General features: G+C 42.6%; 23 protein-coding genes. 8 read left to right on the top strand and 15 right to left on the bottom strand.

Annotated features, from left to right (window positions below; all coding sequences use genetic code 11):
* Nucleotides 1-20 precede the first annotated feature (20 nt).
* Nucleotides 21-1,010, bottom strand: coding sequence for a helix-turn-helix transcriptional regulator (locus tag QNI29_RS06190; RefSeq protein WP_231418136.1), 990 nt, complete (start codon nucleotides 1,008-1,010; stop codon nucleotides 21-23).
* 277 nt (nucleotides 1,011-1,287) lie between these two features.
* On the opposite strand from QNI29_RS06190, the gene QNI29_RS06185 reads away from it, so the two are divergent.
* Nucleotides 1,288-1,575 carry a hypothetical protein gene (locus QNI29_RS06185; protein WP_231418137.1) on the top strand — a complete coding sequence of 96 codons (288 nt, stop codon included), beginning with the start codon at nucleotides 1,288-1,290 and terminating at the stop codon, nucleotides 1,573-1,575.
* Between the two features lie 60 nt (nucleotides 1,576-1,635).
* Here QNI29_RS06185 and QNI29_RS06180 read toward each other — a convergent pair whose 3' ends face one another.
* The gene (locus QNI29_RS06180) at nucleotides 1,636-2,229 is read right to left on the bottom strand and encodes a DUF4352 domain-containing protein (protein ID WP_231418138.1); all 594 of its coding nucleotides are present in this window, start codon (nucleotides 2,227-2,229) and stop codon (nucleotides 1,636-1,638) included.
* Nucleotides 2,230-2,416: 187 nt separating this feature from the next.
* Here QNI29_RS06180 and QNI29_RS06175 point away from each other — a divergent pair, with 187 nt between their 5' ends.
* Nucleotides 2,417-2,923, top strand: a complete 507-nt coding sequence (locus QNI29_RS06175) for a YcxB family protein (protein WP_231418139.1) — start codon at nucleotides 2,417-2,419, stop codon at nucleotides 2,921-2,923.
* Between the two features lie 83 nt (nucleotides 2,924-3,006).
* Here QNI29_RS06175 and QNI29_RS06170 read toward each other — a convergent pair whose 3' ends face one another.
* From QNI29_RS06170 to QNI29_RS06145, 6 genes are all read right to left on the bottom strand, one after another.
* Nucleotides 3,007-3,849 carry a helix-turn-helix domain-containing protein gene (locus QNI29_RS06170; RefSeq protein ID WP_231418140.1) on the bottom strand — a complete coding sequence of 281 codons (843 nt, stop codon included), beginning with the start codon at nucleotides 3,847-3,849 and terminating at the stop codon, nucleotides 3,007-3,009.
* 846 nt (nucleotides 3,850-4,695) lie between these two features.
* Nucleotides 4,696-5,151 carry a hypothetical protein gene (locus QNI29_RS06165; RefSeq protein ID WP_231418141.1) on the bottom strand — a complete coding sequence of 152 codons (456 nt, stop codon included), beginning with the start codon at nucleotides 5,149-5,151 and terminating at the stop codon, nucleotides 4,696-4,698.
* A 51-nt stretch (nucleotides 5,152-5,202) separates the two neighbouring features.
* Nucleotides 5,203-6,243 (bottom strand): IS1595 family transposase, encoded by a 1,041-nt coding sequence (locus tag QNI29_RS06160; RefSeq protein WP_231418142.1) that lies wholly within the window; start codon nucleotides 6,241-6,243, stop codon nucleotides 5,203-5,205.
* A gap of 98 nt (nucleotides 6,244-6,341) precedes the next feature.
* On the bottom strand, nucleotides 6,342-7,214 hold the full coding sequence (locus QNI29_RS06155; protein ID WP_231418143.1) for an SDR family oxidoreductase: 873 nt from the start codon (nucleotides 7,212-7,214) through the stop codon (nucleotides 6,342-6,344).
* A gap of 84 nt (nucleotides 7,215-7,298) precedes the next feature.
* Nucleotides 7,299-7,514 carry a hypothetical protein gene (locus QNI29_RS06150; protein ID WP_231418144.1) on the bottom strand — a complete coding sequence of 72 codons (216 nt, stop codon included), beginning with the start codon at nucleotides 7,512-7,514 and terminating at the stop codon, nucleotides 7,299-7,301.
* Between the two features lie 76 nt (nucleotides 7,515-7,590).
* Complete coding sequence (locus tag QNI29_RS06145) at nucleotides 7,591-7,767, bottom strand: Fe3+ hydroxamate ABC transporter substrate-binding protein (protein WP_231418145.1); 177 nt, start codon at nucleotides 7,765-7,767, stop codon at nucleotides 7,591-7,593.
* A gap of 179 nt (nucleotides 7,768-7,946) precedes the next feature.
* On the opposite strand from QNI29_RS06145, the gene QNI29_RS06140 reads away from it, so the two are divergent.
* Nucleotides 7,947-8,231, top strand: a complete 285-nt coding sequence (locus tag QNI29_RS06140) for a hypothetical protein (protein WP_231418146.1) — start codon at nucleotides 7,947-7,949, stop codon at nucleotides 8,229-8,231.
* A 59-nt stretch (nucleotides 8,232-8,290) separates the two neighbouring features.
* Here QNI29_RS06140 and QNI29_RS06135 read toward each other — a convergent pair whose 3' ends face one another.
* On the bottom strand, nucleotides 8,291-8,740 hold the full coding sequence (locus tag QNI29_RS06135; RefSeq protein WP_231418147.1) for an OsmC family protein: 450 nt from the start codon (nucleotides 8,738-8,740) through the stop codon (nucleotides 8,291-8,293).
* Between the two features lie 251 nt (nucleotides 8,741-8,991).
* On the opposite strand from QNI29_RS06135, the gene QNI29_RS06130 reads away from it, so the two are divergent.
* Nucleotides 8,992-9,540 carry a DUF5412 family protein gene (locus QNI29_RS06130; protein ID WP_231418148.1) on the top strand — a complete coding sequence of 183 codons (549 nt, stop codon included), beginning with the start codon at nucleotides 8,992-8,994 and terminating at the stop codon, nucleotides 9,538-9,540.
* Between the two features lie 38 nt (nucleotides 9,541-9,578).
* On the opposite strand, the gene QNI29_RS06125 is transcribed toward QNI29_RS06130, so the two are convergent.
* Nucleotides 9,579-9,737 (bottom strand): hypothetical protein, encoded by a 159-nt coding sequence (locus QNI29_RS06125; protein WP_231418149.1) that lies wholly within the window; start codon nucleotides 9,735-9,737, stop codon nucleotides 9,579-9,581.
* A gap of 160 nt (nucleotides 9,738-9,897) precedes the next feature.
* Here QNI29_RS06125 and QNI29_RS06120 point away from each other — a divergent pair, with 160 nt between their 5' ends.
* Nucleotides 9,898-10,809: a DMT family transporter gene (locus QNI29_RS06120; RefSeq protein WP_231418150.1), complete on the top strand. Its 912-nt coding sequence runs from the start codon at nucleotides 9,898-9,900 to the stop codon at nucleotides 10,807-10,809.
* A 44-nt stretch (nucleotides 10,810-10,853) separates the two neighbouring features.
* Here the strand turns inward: QNI29_RS06120 and QNI29_RS06115 are convergent, their stop codons facing one another.
* The 4 genes from QNI29_RS06115 to QNI29_RS06100 form a co-directional block, all read right to left on the bottom strand.
* Nucleotides 10,854-11,552 carry a hypothetical protein gene (locus QNI29_RS06115; RefSeq protein WP_231418151.1) on the bottom strand — a complete coding sequence of 233 codons (699 nt, stop codon included), beginning with the start codon at nucleotides 11,550-11,552 and terminating at the stop codon, nucleotides 10,854-10,856.
* 98 nt (nucleotides 11,553-11,650) lie between these two features.
* On the bottom strand, nucleotides 11,651-11,788 hold the full coding sequence (locus tag QNI29_RS06110; protein WP_231418152.1) for a hypothetical protein: 138 nt from the start codon (nucleotides 11,786-11,788) through the stop codon (nucleotides 11,651-11,653).
* Between the two features lie 80 nt (nucleotides 11,789-11,868).
* The gene (locus QNI29_RS06105; RefSeq protein ID WP_231418153.1) at nucleotides 11,869-12,036 is read right to left on the bottom strand and encodes a hypothetical protein; all 168 of its coding nucleotides are present in this window, start codon (nucleotides 12,034-12,036) and stop codon (nucleotides 11,869-11,871) included.
* 45 nt (nucleotides 12,037-12,081) lie between these two features.
* Nucleotides 12,082-12,354, bottom strand: coding sequence for a hypothetical protein (locus QNI29_RS06100; RefSeq protein WP_231418154.1), 273 nt, complete (start codon nucleotides 12,352-12,354; stop codon nucleotides 12,082-12,084).
* Nucleotides 12,355-12,593: 239 nt separating this feature from the next.
* On the opposite strand from QNI29_RS06100, the gene tnpA reads away from it, so the two are divergent.
* The 3 genes from tnpA (at nucleotide 12,594) to QNI29_RS06085 (ending at nucleotide 15,202) form a co-directional block, all read left to right on the top strand.
* Nucleotides 12,594-12,992 (top strand): IS200/IS605 family transposase, encoded by a 399-nt coding sequence (tnpA, locus tag QNI29_RS06095; protein ID WP_231418155.1) that lies wholly within the window; start codon nucleotides 12,594-12,596, stop codon nucleotides 12,990-12,992.
* A gap of 11 nt (nucleotides 12,993-13,003) precedes the next feature.
* Nucleotides 13,004-14,116 carry a transposase gene (locus QNI29_RS06090; RefSeq protein ID WP_231418156.1) on the top strand — a complete coding sequence of 371 codons (1,113 nt, stop codon included), beginning with the start codon at nucleotides 13,004-13,006 and terminating at the stop codon, nucleotides 14,114-14,116.
* A 285-nt stretch (nucleotides 14,117-14,401) separates the two neighbouring features.
* Entirely contained in the window at nucleotides 14,402-15,202 is an 801-nt protein-coding gene (locus tag QNI29_RS06085) for a hypothetical protein (RefSeq protein WP_284526900.1), read from the top strand.
* Nucleotides 15,203-15,246: 44 nt separating this feature from the next.
* On the opposite strand, the gene QNI29_RS06080 is transcribed toward QNI29_RS06085, so the two are convergent.
* Nucleotides 15,247-15,801, bottom strand: coding sequence for a GNAT family N-acetyltransferase (locus QNI29_RS06080; RefSeq protein WP_231418158.1), 555 nt, complete (start codon nucleotides 15,799-15,801; stop codon nucleotides 15,247-15,249).
* Nucleotides 15,802-16,001: the final 200 nt, after the last annotated feature.

Here is a 16,001-nt window from a genome sequence, read left to right as displayed (position 1 = left end):
GCGCACCCAACAAAGGTTCCCTACTCCAATCCATACCCCTCAAACATAGCCCGGACTTCCTCCCGAACCTCTTCCTTCAACGCTTCAGGCGAAACGACCTTAGCCTTCCGCCCCCACTGCATAATCCAGGCGACTAGCCCTGTACTCATCTTGGCCTTCGTTGACAGCAAGAAATGCTCCTCATCCACTTGCTGAATCGAGGCGTCGAGGCCGAACCGGTCGAGGACGACGTTTAGGAGAGAGGCGTGGAACTGGACTTTGATCCAGGTGTTCTCTCCTGCGAACATGTGGAAGCTTTGGTCCACGTAGTCTTGGATGTTGATCTCTTCTTTGCGGAATCGTTCTTCTGACAAACGGATGTTCCGCATGCGGTCGAGGCGGTAGTGGCGCATTTCTCCAGTGCCTCGGAATCGGCCGATTAAATAGTAGAAATCGTTTTGCCAGATCAGGGCGTAGGGCTCGACCTCGTAGGTGCTTCCGTCGCGGTTGTATTCGAACTCTTTCTTCATATTGTATTTGCCGTATTGGTATAAAAGGACCTTCTGTTCAGCGATGGCCGTATGTACGTGATCGATGTTCAGTTTCACAAGCTGGTAGCCATCGTTTGCGGATTGATTGAACAGCAAGGGATCCGGTAATGTCTTTGCGATATGTTTACTCGTCAGGTTCTTAATGCGCTGGATCAGATCCTTCTTCTCCTTCTCTGTAATGAACTTCGCTGATAGGACAGCGTCGTTTAACAGGCGGAGCTGATACGTTTCAAACACGCGGTCCTGATAGCTGTAGAGCGTTTTTCCGAAGTCGCCTTTGTTCTGGATCACTTCGAATCCCGCTTCTTCTAGAACTTCCATGTCCCGCTTAAGCGTTCGTTTATCGAAGTTCGCCTCAGGACCGAAGACGAATTTCAGTTTCTCCATAATTTCTTTCATACTTAATTCGTGTAATTCATCTGTTTCTTTGGACAAGATCTCCTGTAGCTGTAATAATCTAGTGTTGTTGTTTACTTCCAATTTTGAGACCTCCTCTTTTCATTTCCAAATTCTATTGTAATCCCCGGAGTCCCTACAAGACTACCATTTAGAAGACATTCCACTATTTGGTCAAGTTCCATACAGAATTTTCCGTTTAGATCCTTCTAGATAGGGTAGAAATATATAACTACCATGACCGCCATTTGGTGTAATATGTATATTCCACTTTCATTTATAAAAACCTTGAATCGCTTTTTTTCTATAAAGGCTATTCATTTTAGCCATGACGACAATGGTTTTCCAGGGGGTATAAACAATGGCAAGCGGATGGATGCTGATCTTGTCTCTTGTTGGGCTTTCGATCGTCCTGAATGGGATGGTCATGGTTCAGACAGAGGTGAAGCAAAGTCCAGTCAAGAATGCGATGATCCTTTGTTTAGGGCTGCTCGTTTTCGTGTTTCTATACTTGGTTCCCTACAGCTTCTGGCGACTGACCGGATCTCCCGTTCACTGGGGCGGCGTTCTCGCTGTTGGTGGATCTTTAATGGGTGTGGTGGTGTATGTGTTCTGGTTATACTCATTCCGGCTAAAGAAAGCATCATGAGTCATACATAAAGGAAGCCCGCTCCCGTATAATTTGGGAACGGGCTTTTTCATTTTGTGCTTATTTCAAGTTAATGTTTACGCTCTTCGTGCCCCAGAATCCAGCATTGGCTTTTAACGTCAGGCCACTCATGTCTACATCTGAGCCGACTTCAAAGACGATGATTCCGTTTTTCTTAAGACCTGGGTTGATCTCTTCTAGGAACAGCATTTTGTCGTTCGGGATGACCGTGATCAGGTCCCCATCATTTTTCGGGCTGTATTCTGTGCCGTCTTCACTGACAAGGGTGAAGAAGTTTGAGTCCGTTGTGATCGCTTCGCTCTTGCCGTTGTTAATCGTTACATCTAATACGATGAACTGGTTGTTTGTCGTTACTGGTTCTGCGTACTCGTTGTCTGGCTCGATCGTTGTTTTGCTTTCTGCGTTATTGACCGTAAACCCAATGTCGTCGATCGTTGCTGTCTCACCGATTCCGATCGTTTCCGTTTGTTCTTCTTTCGTTTCTTCTTTTGCTTTGCTTGATTCTTGACCGCTGCTTTCATTTCCTGAAGACGTTTCCGCCGAGTCGTCCCCTCCTGTGGCTACGGCAATAATAATGCCAATCACCACAATGGCTCCAATAATGGTTAAACATCCTGAGAATAATTTCTTCATGATTCATTCCTCCTGTTTCTTTGGTACCCTCATCATATAAAAAAGGGTGAGCAAAAAAATGTTCACCCAACACGTGTTCTCTTTTTCAAGTTCATAAAGACCCTTCTCTATCCGAGACCAACGACCTATAAGCGTGTATAATCAAGTCAGAGTTCGGGTATGGAATACTAGCTAAAGGAGTGATCGTTTGGAGAATCAAGAATCCGTTACCGTCAGCGGAACCATTACATTAGATGAATTCAAGAAGTACCAGGCCTACCATTTACGGAGAGTCAACCTGACCTTTTTCTTCGGACTATTGGTGCTCTTTACCCTGATGTTCGTGACCGTTATTGATGCGATTTGGTTTGTGAGCATCTGGTTTGCTGCCTTATTCGCCCTTATCCCCTCTGGTCTTTTTCTTCTTTTCGTGAAGATGTTTAACCGGGTTCGGGCGAGGCGAGAATTCTCAAGTGATCACCTCGCGCAGAATGAGATTACCTACACATTTAGCGAGGAAGGCGTCCATCAGAAAGTGAGGCGGTCGGATACGTACTTTGAATGGAGAGACTTCTCCTCATTCAGAGAGTACCCCGAGCTGTTCCTCATGTATGTATCGAAGCGTAAGGCGATTTTGTTGCCGAAGCGATACTTTAAAGACTGGGAAGAGCTGGAGCAGTTTAAAAAAATTGTTCAAAAGCATATGAAAAGATAAATCAAGCGGCACGGGCAACAGACCCATGCCGCTTCTGTCTGCCCTTCATAAACTCATTTCCCCTCTCTTGTACACTTCATAAATCAAGCTTCCTCCAACCAATCATAATACACCGAATCCCCGCCCCGAATCGTTTCCTTCCGCTTCTCTTGTCTACATGCTTCAAGTACACACGTGTACAAATAGCCGCGGAACGTACTCTTGACCTTGCCTTGTTTGTAAGCAAAGACCGCCTGCTTGAATGTGCGTGTGATCTGTTCGATGTAGGCTTCGATTGTCTGATGCATCCCTGCTTTTTTATACGCTCGATGTATGCACACCCATACCCCATCCACTTCAACAGGGGAGTAGAATGGTTTGGCTGCTTGAATAAAGGTCTCTGGAATGTAAGAAGGCAAAAAGGAATAATCCATCCGGAATTCTCCGCCCGCTTTTCCTTCGATCTTCTCACTCTTTAAAAAGGGTTTCTCTCCCTGCTTCTTCTCTGTTTCCTCGCGTAAATTTGGCTCAGATCCGTTGGGAGCATTCGGTCCAGGCTCTTCGCCTACCGTGTCACCTAAGGTGTCAGGTAGGGTGTCATCCCGGTGCGTAGAGAAATCTGTTCCATTTTGAAAGATTAAGAGATTCACACCGCGCTTGCCATTTGGACGTGTCGTTTCGATCCGTTTTAATAGATTCATCTTCTCAAACCGATTAATCGTGCGGATGACTGTGCTGCGACTACGCCCGGTGCTTGCGACAATGGTGCTCACTTTGGCAAACGACACACCAGGATATTTCACAGAATGTCGCCAGATATACGTTAAGATCTCAAGATTCCCTTCAGACAGCTCCCATTTATACTGACGAAGGAACCCTCTTACCTGTTCATCTAATCTCGCGACGGACGGAAACGATTGATATGCTTTCAGATGCTTGATGTGCATCAGAATCACCTACTTTAGTCTTTTACCTTATAATCGCTTCCAGGTGTCCAGGAGGTGCCTCTATTTTCTTATTTTTTCCACAAAGACTATATTATAGTTTAGTTATTTTATAAGCTTGTTCAATACCCGAAGCTGAGACACTTAAGTGTAGATGGGGTCGTTCGACGTTGGCACAGGACGTGACAACTTCCTCTGCCTCCTCGGGCAAAATTCGTGCCCTGCGGGGTCTCGTCGACCTCTTTATCCCGCAGGAGTCTCCCAGTTCCCCAGACCCCCCTTATCTAAATTTGATGGGACGGCCCTCCAGTTAGATCGTAGAATAGATTCAACTCTATTCCCTAATATGGCATGTTTCCGTTCTTCCCAATATGGCAAAGGTGGTTCGGGAAATTGCGAGACTCCTGCGGCAGTAGGAGCCAGTCTAGTTCCAGCGTGGAGGACCTAGCGAGACAAGTCATCTTTTTTCCAAAGGCTTATCGCCTTTTCCAAAAAGCTGCCTTGTCCGTATGGTCCTAGGCACCACGCTTGCACATTTCTATCTAGGGGAGACCCCACAGAGAGCGCAAGCGAACGAGGAGGCTTCCCAGCTCGCCGCTGAAAGCGAGTGATTTCCCGAACCACCTTACGCACAGACTAACGCTAACGGAAACATTCTCATTTTCAGGTGCTCCTTATTAGGAACTTCTATGTAAAGTATAAAAAATCAACATTCCACTTTAACAGTGTCTCCATAAAAAAAGAACTTCTATTTATAAGGCTCTGTTAAATAATATTGTTGATAATTAAATATAAATCAAGGACCTCAAATAGGTCCTTGATTTTAGTTATAATTGAAGAAATAAATCGTTAGTTTAATAACCACGGAATATTCAATTGAATCTCGAACTGAATTGTTGGCATTGGAAATCCTTCTGGAACTAACGCTAAATCATCACTGAAGTCTATTTCAACACCATTATATTTAACAAAATCAGGTGATGAAACTTCGCTACCTTCCTTAGTAGGAACCCAAAGTTTGGGTCCTTCAATTATTCTGCCGACAATATGATAAAATGCACCGTATAAATGTGTGCCATTTTTATTCTCCATATATTCAGAAACCTCTCCCTCCTTAAGAGGGTCAATACCAAGTAAATTAAAAAGGTCTTTAATCTCTGGCGGTAACTTTTCACAAACTAAAACATAATTAGCACAATAATCACAATCACAATCTTCGGTGATTAAATGATAATTATCATAAAATTCTTTGGTTTTATTAACATCTACCTCGATAGTCCAAGAGCCTATCCTTGTTTGTTTCATACAAACCCCTCCCTACGAGTCGCATTTGTTTGCCATACTGAAAAAATAATACTATGCCTTAAATGAAGATAATCTTAATCTATCGTAAGTAGCATTGGTCGATAATAAGCAACTATCAATAACCATTTTACTTACGGTTGCGGAATCATTACGGAATCTGATTACGTCCAGGAATTGAAACCAACTCAAATAGTGGTCGAGGTATTTTGTCGCCACACCATTGAAGCGGTCCATCCAGCCTTTCAAGCGGCTATGATAGTTATTGACATTTTGGATATGGTAAAGCCCTTTGACTCGTTCCTTCCCGTCTGATTTGAAGGGATAATGCTCTAATCCTTTATCTTTTGCATAGGTTTTGAAAGCTCGCCACGCGTCAGTACATAAGGTATTCGATTTGGATAGCTTGGAGCCAATTGCCTTCTCTAAGCGGGATTTTACAATACGTCCTTGCCCAATCACTTTGGAATAAGTCAATTTTTTACGGTCTCTGGCAATCAACACACAAACCTGTTCTCTGCTGATGCCACGGAACTGAGAAGCACCGCCACGCTTGCGAGCTTTACGTCCTTTTAAATTTCGTTTCCCTTTTTCAGAGTACAAGAAATAGGTCTCGTCCATTTCGACGATACCAGAAAATTGGTCGAAATCCATTTGTTTCAAAGCGGATAAAATCTTATGCCTCCAATAGAAAAGGGTGACGTAGTGGACTTCAATAATCTCAGATGCCTTGCGTAAAGAGTACCCTTCAATCATACACTGAATGAAATCCAGCCATTTATGAGGAAGGTGAGACCCACGTAAAGGAGTGTTCGTGAAATCGGTAAAAGTTTTCCTGCAATCTTTGCAGCGATAACGCTGACGTTCCATTGTTTTCATTCCTACTTTAACGGAATACTTCCCGAATCGGACAACATTATTTGAATGACAGTGAGTGCAAGTGTAGCCATCTTTATGTTTCTGCTTAGCTACCTCCTTAAAAATGGGTTCACTTGCAGAAAATGACGCAAGAGATTTGGTGAAAAACTCTTTCAAACGTAGTTGGTCTGAGGTATTGAGTTTTTGAATCTCCTTAATAATGTCTGTTAATGTCATTTGAAACCACTCACTTTTGTCCTTATTTATATGTCTATTTTAGAACAAAAGTTCGTTTTGCCATTTATAAAAGAAGTTCTTACCTTCGCCTGAGAGGGTTAACGAGACGCTTCTCCCTCTTCAAAATACGTCTTCAAATCGATTTTCCCGTAAGGCTCGGCCACCACGTCATGGGTCATCACATAGAAGAAAAATTGAAATAAGTCGTACTGCTTTTTGTTCGTGATCCTCAGGAACGGAAGCATGGCCTTCACCGTCCAAACCGGTATGGAGGTGATTTTGGCTTCTGGGTTCACAGTCTGACTAGCGAGCTCTGCCATTTCCCGGTAGGTATACACATCAGGACCACCGACGTTCAAGGGCGAGTGCTTCTCAGAAATGGAGCGCACGCAGTAGTATGCCAGATCCTGCCCGTGGATCGGGTTCATTTTGTTGTCTCCCTTTCCAAATAAGAGCACCCGCCCCTTCTTCGCCATCGAGGCAAACTCGGTCATGTCAGAGAAGTAACCGGTCGGGTTCACGATAGTCGAATCTAGATCGCTTTTTTCTAATTCTTGGACAAACTTTTTCTTCGCCTGAATAAGAGCAGATGGGCAGTCTTCAGCACCGTGCACATTTATATACATGAACCGCTCAACCTTGCTTTCTTCTGCCTCTTTCAGCAAGTTAAGGTTCCCTTTGTAATCGACGTCCTTGAACGTTAATTTTCCTTTCTGCCTTGTAAGACCAACAGAAGAGAATACGTAATCCACATCGGAACAAATCCCTTTCAGAGAAGCGGGCTCAGCTACATCCCCCACGACGAACTCATCGACTGCTTCCATAATAGCAGGAGACGAGAATGGACCCTCTTCCTTCATCTTTTCTTTCGACCGGACCAACACTTTCACGCTATACCCGGCTTCTTTAAAGGCTTTGACCACATATCGCCCCAGGTACCCGGTAGCCCCGGCCACTAATACACGCTTCATAACGGCACACCCTCCCACAGAAAATTGTTTACTTGATTGAAAAAAAATAAAACTCCCGTCATCGGAAGTTTACAGAACGAGAATCTAAACCCGCTTTCGATTATTTATGTAAGACTTCACCACTTCGTTTGATAAATAAGCTGTTAACGGAAGTATTCCTGCCAGATAAAGCAACACGGTCAGTATATCGACAACGTCATTGCCATTCCAGGGAAAATGGTAGTAGATCCACTTATAAATAGAGGTGGTAATGGGTAACAGAAGGATAAACCCTATTCCAAAGAACACTTTGTCTCTCACTCCACCCTCCCCCTTTCCAGCTAAACGATTTCCATTTCCTTCATTATATCACATGACAGAGGAATCTTTTCCAGACTCACTGAGCGCTTCCATTTTCAAAGCACTCTTCACAAATAAACCGCGCTTCGTTATTGAGGTACGCCTTGATCTCTGTCATTCCTTTACGCTTTGGATAGCGCATCTTCACATACACCAACTCATCCCCCTGAATTTCTTTCCCACACACCATGCAGGTCGGTTTGTCTCCGAACATTCGATTTCCCTCCCTTACCTCTTACCTTTTGACGATAGAATAGCATAGATCTAGATCGGTTGAAATGGATGCTCCCATTTTTTAGGATGAATCTGCGTGAAATTATTGTAAAATATCCATATGTTTGAAAGAATGTAATTGGAAATAAGTTCCGCTATGAATTTAGGGGGGGAAGGTACTTGGGACGAAAAACAATCCATATAATCAATATATTTCTTTTGGTCGTACTGACAGTCTTTAATCTTTTAGTTCTATTTGGGTTTGGGATGAGTGCTACGGGAGTTACGGCCGATGTGTGGTTCGGGGTCACGGCTTCTTACCTTATTTGGGCGATATTGTACACAATTCAAATAAGCATGCATTCTAAAAGAGCGCGAATCTCAAGTCTTGTGTTAAGCGTTGTTCTCCTGTTCGTCTGGTCTTCTGGGTTAGGTGATTTTATTGGGGGAGCGATCTTTATGTAGCGTTCTCGTCATCATAAAAAAGCCAGGATTGCACATCCTGGCTTTTCCCTATCTATCTATTATGCTGGTTGAGCCACTTTCCATGTATCAACCATGTTCACGCCAGCTGCTTTCATCATGGTATAAATCGGGCAACGGGCTTCTACTTTTTCTTGTAGTTCTTTCAAACGTTCAGCAGATTCTGTTGTGATAACTTCCGCTTCAATCGTTACAACGTCAAAGTAAGGTTGCACATCAGCTTTCCCCATAAATCCACGCGGATCAAATTCACCTGAGATGTTGAAGGAAATGTCCTGAAGATCGAATTCCATTTCTCTTGCCACCATTCGCGAAGTCACATTCTCACAAGCCGCAAGTGAACCAAGGACACTCTGTAGTGGGTTTGGACCTAAGTCTTGTCCCCCCATGTGCTTTCCTTCATCAATCATAAATTCGTGTTTACCTGCATTCGCTTTAACTGTAATCCCTTCTGTTTGTGCTGTTACGTTCATTGTCATTTTATTTGTCATTTAAATCTCTCCCTATTCTAGTATTGATCCGTTTTATTTCAATAAGAGGAAACCTCTTCTATCAGTCATTCGTCATCGGTATAATTCATTTTTTATATACCCCATTGGGTACACAGAACACTATAACGTGTTCTAAAAATCTTGTCAACGCTTCTGACCTTTTCTCACATAGTTGAGAACATTTTGGGCATTCACATTAGTCATTTTATGGTAAAATTGGATTTGTTTATTCTATATAAGGAGGCTAAGCGATGTATATAGACGGGTGGACTCTGGCCATTTTCCTAGTAACCTTCTTCGTTCTACTTGCCTTTGGCATTATGCTCGTCCCCTACTTCTTGAAAAAGAGATCTTTCCCAAAGAAGCTACTGCTAACAGCTGTAACAGGAATTGCGCTCGGCTTTGGGCTCATCGGCTACCATACTTATTTCTTCACATTCGGTGACCTTGAAGGAACGCCTTATGAAGAAACGACAGAATCCCCGCAGGGTACCTACACAGCTAACGCCTATTACGAGACCTACGGCGGTGCCGCAGGTGGGGTGAACCTTTGGGTAGAGATTACGAATCATGAGCAGGATAACGAAAAAGAGGTCATTTATTATAGCGATGCGAAGAGTCACTTTTCGTTAGAGTGGAAAGATGATCAGACCCTTTCCATCACAAATGAAGAACCAAGATTCCCCGAGTCGAATCAAAGCATCGATTTAGAAGTCGGGAAAGAGATCTATCATGACCGAGGATTTGCTTGTCAGAGTTTCCTGATGAAGGATCGGTACGAGGAGTGTTATGAAGGGTAGAAGAACGCGATTACTTTCGTTTCTTCTACCCTTTTTGCCTAAGCTTCTGTTTTTTGTAAAGCGAACTGTCCTACACAAACCTCTGTTTGATCGTGGAACGTAACTCGTACATTCTGTTGATAGGTTAGAAAGATTTTATGAAGGTCGGCAACAAATTCTTCATACATAGCATCAAATCGTGTTGGCGTATAAGACAACGATAAGGCCCCTCCTATAAACGCTTCCTTGATTAGGGTTTGCCTCGCCGCGGAAAGGGAGTGATTTCCCGATCCACCTTAGCACTATCCAAAGCTAACGGATGCACCCCTCATGTAAAATATGGTACCTTAGACCAAAAGCATGAACGGAGGGGCGCACATGAAACAACGAAGCGCTATGATTTCGATCGCACTAGGTGCATGCCTTTGGGGAATCATAGGCATATTTGTATCATCTCTATACGAAAAAGGGTTTACCCCTATTCAGGTCGTAACCCTGCGAGTCACTATGGCTGCGATCTTTATGAGTGCTTACGTGATAAAGAAAGATCATAGGCTCTTTCGCATCCCTCTGTCCGATAGCCGCTACTTTATCGGAACAGGCATCATCAGCATCGTTCTTTTCAACTGGTGTTTGTTCAGCGCGATGGAGGTCACGTCCATATCGATCGCGTTTGTTCTATTATATACAGCGCCCGCTTTTGTGACGATTTTGTCCTTTTTCTTATTCAAAGAAGCCCTGACGCTTCGCAAAATCACCGCTTTACTCACGACACTAGTCGGGTGCACGCTTGTGATCGGCTTATTCCCAGATGTGCAGGGCTCGATTTCCCTATACGGCCTATTGCTCGGCCTTGGATCCGGATTCTTTTATGCCCTTTACAGCATCTTTGGAAAATACGCTCTCCGTAAACACAACTCACTGACGGTTACGGTGTATACCTTTTTGTTTGCAGCAGTTGCCGTCTTGCCGTTTAGCGGATTAGGTGAAAGGATAGCAATATTTTCACAGTGGGAAGTTTGGGGACTTATTGCGGGGCTTGGGTTTGTTTCTACAATGCTTCCTTTTGTCTTGTACACGAAGGGACTTGAATATGTCGAATCAAGCCGTGCTTCCATTATTGCCACGATTGAACCAGTGGTCGCGTCTATCACCGGCTTCCTCCTCTTTAACGAAACGCTAACGATCTGGCAGTACGCCGGAATCGCTTTTGTCATTGGTTCCGTACTGATGGTTCAAGAATCAAGGAAGACAAAAGCCATTCAGCCTGCAGAGGGATTCAACGTGTAATGTAAAAAGGCTTATCCTTCATTAGGATAAGCCTTCTCTTCGAACTATGATTCTGAAACGGATTCTACAAACGATTGAAGCTCCTCGAGCTCTGTTGTTTGTAAAACCACCTCTTCATGATTTAGGACCACATACGTTACATCATTCTTATGTACCCCGAGGAGTTCCTCTTCGTTCTTAACTTTACTTACGTCGAACCGAACATTCACTCGACTAAACGTTTCTTTGCTATTCAGTCCTCCGAGGTAATCATCGATACTTCCGCCAGGTTCTTTTGACGTTGTATCATAAATATAAAGAGCATAGTTCCCGCTACTAGCCTTCATCTCCTCAACTAGGTCGTCTTCTGTATACCGTTTCGTCGTAATCTCTTCAGGGGTATACGAATTCATCTTCCCATGCTCTTTAAACAACGTATGGACGGTTACGTACTCTCTCTTATAATTCTTAGACAACGTCACTTCAACTTTTTGATTTAATTGTAAGTGATCGAAGTCTGTCACCTCACCTTGTAGATCCGTATCCTCATCCACCTCCACAACAAAGGCTTCAATAAGCTCCTCTTCTCTATCAAAATTTCCGGTAATTCGTTCACCCTCTGATAGTGAATCACCCACATAAAGCACAAACGAATGATCGGCATTGATCTGATGGACGATGCCTTTGACGACCTCTGTTTCACCGCCAGAGCACCCTGTTCCTATAAAAAGGAGCAGAAGCACTCCTGCGATTCTTTTTATCATTATGTACACCTTCTTCATTTTTTTCAAAAGCAAAAGAAGAGGACGAATCCGCTATGGATTTCGTCCTCCTCTTAACGGAGCCTACAGCCCCTTAAGTATTAGCAATCCCATTCATAATACCAGGACTCACACGCCGGATAGGCTTCTTCCTCCTCATCCGCGTCGATCACTGATGCGCCTGCCATAAATCCAAAAGCTAAGGCTCCTGCTAGACCTACTTTTTTGAGTTTGTCCATTATCCATCACCTTTCTATTCGGAGTTAGGCTTCATTATAACGTATTTTTCTATATTTTCAAATATTTCACAAAATTAATCTTATTTCTCTTCAAATTCCACTGAACAGACTTGTAATGGATTAATAATAATATCTTCTTCAATCTCAACCAGTCCGCTGTCCTCCAATAGATCTAGAAACTCATCCCTGTCGCTGCATTCGATCACATAAGCCTTCCCGTTTGTCAGAAAGATCTTCGCATATGTCATGAGACCCCTCCCCTTTACATCAAACCTATGTCATAAGGGAGTCAATTATGTACAAGCCTTATCCTTCTCCATTCGTTTTATCTCCTTGAAGTAAAGGATCATTTTTAGAACTCCGCTTGTGATAAAGAATGAAGCAACGATAAGGGGGTAGATGATGATCTCAACTAAATCACTTGTGTCTGGCGGTGCCCACACTCCAACCTGAGGCGTTATCCTATGAATGACCCCAATGAGTGCAATGAGAAGCATGATTCCGCCCCCTATAAAAGGGATCACAAACCATCTTTTCTTCGGCCGTTTACGGTCCTCAACCTCCATTTTTACTCCCCCCTAAAGCATGTCTTTTCAAGTACTACGAGAAAACGGCTTGGGATGTTTCAATCCTAACACGAAATTTTAACTAACTTTCGAAAGAAGTCTCCCTCTTCAAGCGTGTGAAGGGCGTAGCCCAACGGTAAGGGGGAGATGAATTTCGGTTGGGCGATAGCCCAAAAGTAACTGCCTTTTATCTCAATGTGGTATAATCAGTCTTATAACGTATAAGGGCTGATATAACAATGAATTTAGATAGTAATAATCATTCAGTGTTCTTGATGTATTACCATTTGGTATTGGTTGTGAAATATAGAAGGAACGTCATTGATGACACCATTTCAGATTATTCGAAAGAAAAGTTTGTATCGTTGGGTGAGAAATACAACATTACGTTGGTCGAATGGAACCACGATATTGACCACGTTCATATTTTGTTCAAAGCTCATCCTAATACCGAACTATCAAAGTTCATCAATGCCTATAAAAGTGCCAGTTCAAGACTTATCAAAAAAGAATTTCCTTTTGTGCGAAAGAAGTTATGGAAAGAAATGTTTTGGTCAAGAAGTTTTTGTCTGTTGACCACTGGTGGTTCACCTATTGAGGTGGTTAAAAAATACATTGAAAATCAAGGAATAAAGTGAGGTGAATTGATATGGCTAAACAGAATAAAGCATACAAATTCAGAATATATCCAAGTGATGAACAGTCTTTGATTATCCGTAAAACCTTTGGTTGTGTTCGCTTTGTCTACAACAAAATATTGGCAGAACGCATAAAAACCTATGAAAACCTAAAAGGTGATAAAGATGCCCTGAAAAACGTTAAACATCCTACTCCTGCCAAGTATAAAAAAGAGTATGAATGGCTAAAGGAAGTAGACTCGTTAGCATTAGCCAACGCTCAACTGAATTTAGATAAGGCATATAAAGCCTTTTTCAAAGGGAATGCTAAGTTTCCGAAATTCAAAAGCAAGCGCCACAAACAAAGCTACACAACAAATGTCGTAAACGGTAATATCCAGTTGTTGGATGGTCATATCAAGTTACCTAAACTAAAAAAGGTCAAAATGAAACAACATCGAGAAATCCCTTCAGAATATAAAATCAAATCCTGCACCTTATCTATGACAGCATCGGGAAAATATTATGTTTCTATCCTTACAGAATATGAAACAGAGGTTAAGGCTAAAAAAATAAAAAATGTAGTCGGTTTGGATTTTGCAATGAATGGATTGTTTGTCGATAGTGAGGGTGAGAAAGCCAATTACCCTAAGTTCTATCGACAAATGCTTGATAAATTAGCAACAGAACATCGCAAACTTTCTCGAAAAAAGAAAGGTTCTTCGAATTGGAACAAGCAACGTATTCGAGTAGCGAAAATTCAAGAGAAAGTCGCCAATCAACGCAAAAATTTTCTTCACCATAAATCAAAAGAATTAGTTACTAATTTTGACGCTATAGTGATTGAAGACTTAGACATGAAAGGGATGTCACAAGCACTCAAATTCGGCAAAAGCGTCGCAGATAATGGATGGGGGATGTTCACCTCCTTCTTACAATACAAGCTAAAAGAACAAGGAAAACAACTTATCAAAATAGATAAATGGTTCCCTTCTACAAAGACTTGTTCGAATTGTGGGAATACCCAACCAATGCCTATGAACATTAGAGTGTACGCTTGTTCATGTGGTCTAAATCTCAGCAGGGATTACAATTCAGCACTCAATATCAAAAAAGAAGGCATTCGCCTATTAGTAAGTTCCTAACACAGATATGAACTCTTGGAACAAGAGGGTTAGCTTGGTCAATTTCGTCAGCTACCAAAAGTGGCGATTACCCAAGAAGCCCCCACTTCAAGCAACTCGTAAGGGTGGTAAGTGGTGGGTAGTTCACAGAAAAGTCTTTGACCCTCCCTTACTTTCCTATCTTGAGCTTTTGAAAGGATCATTTTCACGACTGTTACTACCTCTAAATCCAAATTTTAACCCCCGCCAAGACGGTTGAACACTCCTCGAGAATGGTATAGTATCACTAAAGAGGAGGTGAAACGAATGGATCAAGAGAAACTACTGCTTAAACTTTCCGAGCAAATTGAATCCCTTTCAAGTAAAGTGGATGATGGATTCCAAAATGTAGACCGTCGCTTTGAACGCGTAGACACACGCCTTGACCAGATGGATAAGCGTTTTGAGGGCATAGACACGCGTCTTGACCAAATGGATAAGCGTTTTGAGGGCATAGACACGCGCCTTGACCAAATGGATAAGCGTTTTGAGGGCATAGACACGCGCCTTGGCCAGATGGATAAGCGTTTTGAAGAGATGGATTCACGCTTTGAGACCCTAAACAATACTATGGAGAAACGCTTTGCTGGCGTGGATTCACGCTTTGAGGCCATGAACGATACCATGGAGAAACGCTTTGCTGGCGTGGATTCACGCTTTGAGACCATGAACGATACCATGGAGGAACGCTTTGCTGGCGTGGATTCACGCTTTGAGACCATGAACGATACCATGGAGAAACGTTTTGCTGGCGTGGATTCACGCTTTGAGACCCTGAACGATACTATGGAGAAACGCTTTGCTGGCGTGGATTCAACCTTTGAGACCATGAACAATACTATGGAGAAACGCTTTGCTGGCGTGGATTTACGCTTTGATAATCTAATCTCTTACATGGACACACGATTCGACAGAATTGAGAACGCTCAGCAAAATGACATTAAAGCAATGCTAGACGTCATTGACGAGAAAGTAAGCCGTACTAGAGTAGATATCCATTATCTGAGTGAAAAGACTGGTGTCCATGATATGAAGCTGAACAATTTGGCCAAAAGGCTGGATGATTAGAGAAAAGAACATCAGCCTTCGGCCAAATTGCTCTTTAATCGTAGCTAGTGCCTATGTATGTAATACACTACATTGTCGTTCCACTTGTTATCCTCAAAGATAAAGTCCTTTTTCACACACTCAAAAGCCATTCCAACTTTCATCGCTAGTCCAATGGAAGCTTCGTTATCAGAATAAATATGAGCTTCTATCCGATTAAATTTCAATTCTTTAAACGCCATATTTAGTGCTTCTTTAACAGCCTCTTTCCCATACCCATGTCTAAAGTGTTGATTATGGAATGTATAGCCAATTCTGGCCCAGTTAAAGTTCTCACGGTCTAACGTTGAGAAATCAACCATTCCAATATGAACTCCATCTTCTTTACGAAAAACAGAGAACACATGCGCCACATCCTCTTTCGCAAGCCTTTGGTGATTTGCTACAAGCTCATTGAACCATTCATATGTACACTCAATCATATCAATCTTGCCAAAATCATATCGATGCTTCCGAGGCGCACGCTTCTCATATTCCCCCAGCCAATTTTCATAATCCCCAACTTTTAGAGGTCTAATCACCAACCGTTCCGTTTCAGAACATAGATCAAACTTCTCCAACTCACAACCCCCTTTTCATTTCTATCCATTTTTTCACAAAATAATTAGCTACTCAATTCTTTTTTCGAATTCAGCCAGACCTTAATAGCTAGAAAAAAGGTTTTCGCTTAGTGATTATTTGGTGCCTGACTGAAATTTCAATAAGCATGAACCTAACAATATTCCGTTGTTCTACATATGGCAAAGGTGGTTCGGGAAAT

The sequence above is a fragment of the Pontibacillus chungwhensis genome (assembly GCF_030166655.1).
Classification (GTDB): domain Bacteria; phylum Bacillota; class Bacilli; order Bacillales; family BH030062; genus Pontibacillus.
The sequence above is the reverse complement of the archived record's forward strand: the minus strand, read 5'-3'. Positions and strand labels throughout refer to the sequence as shown.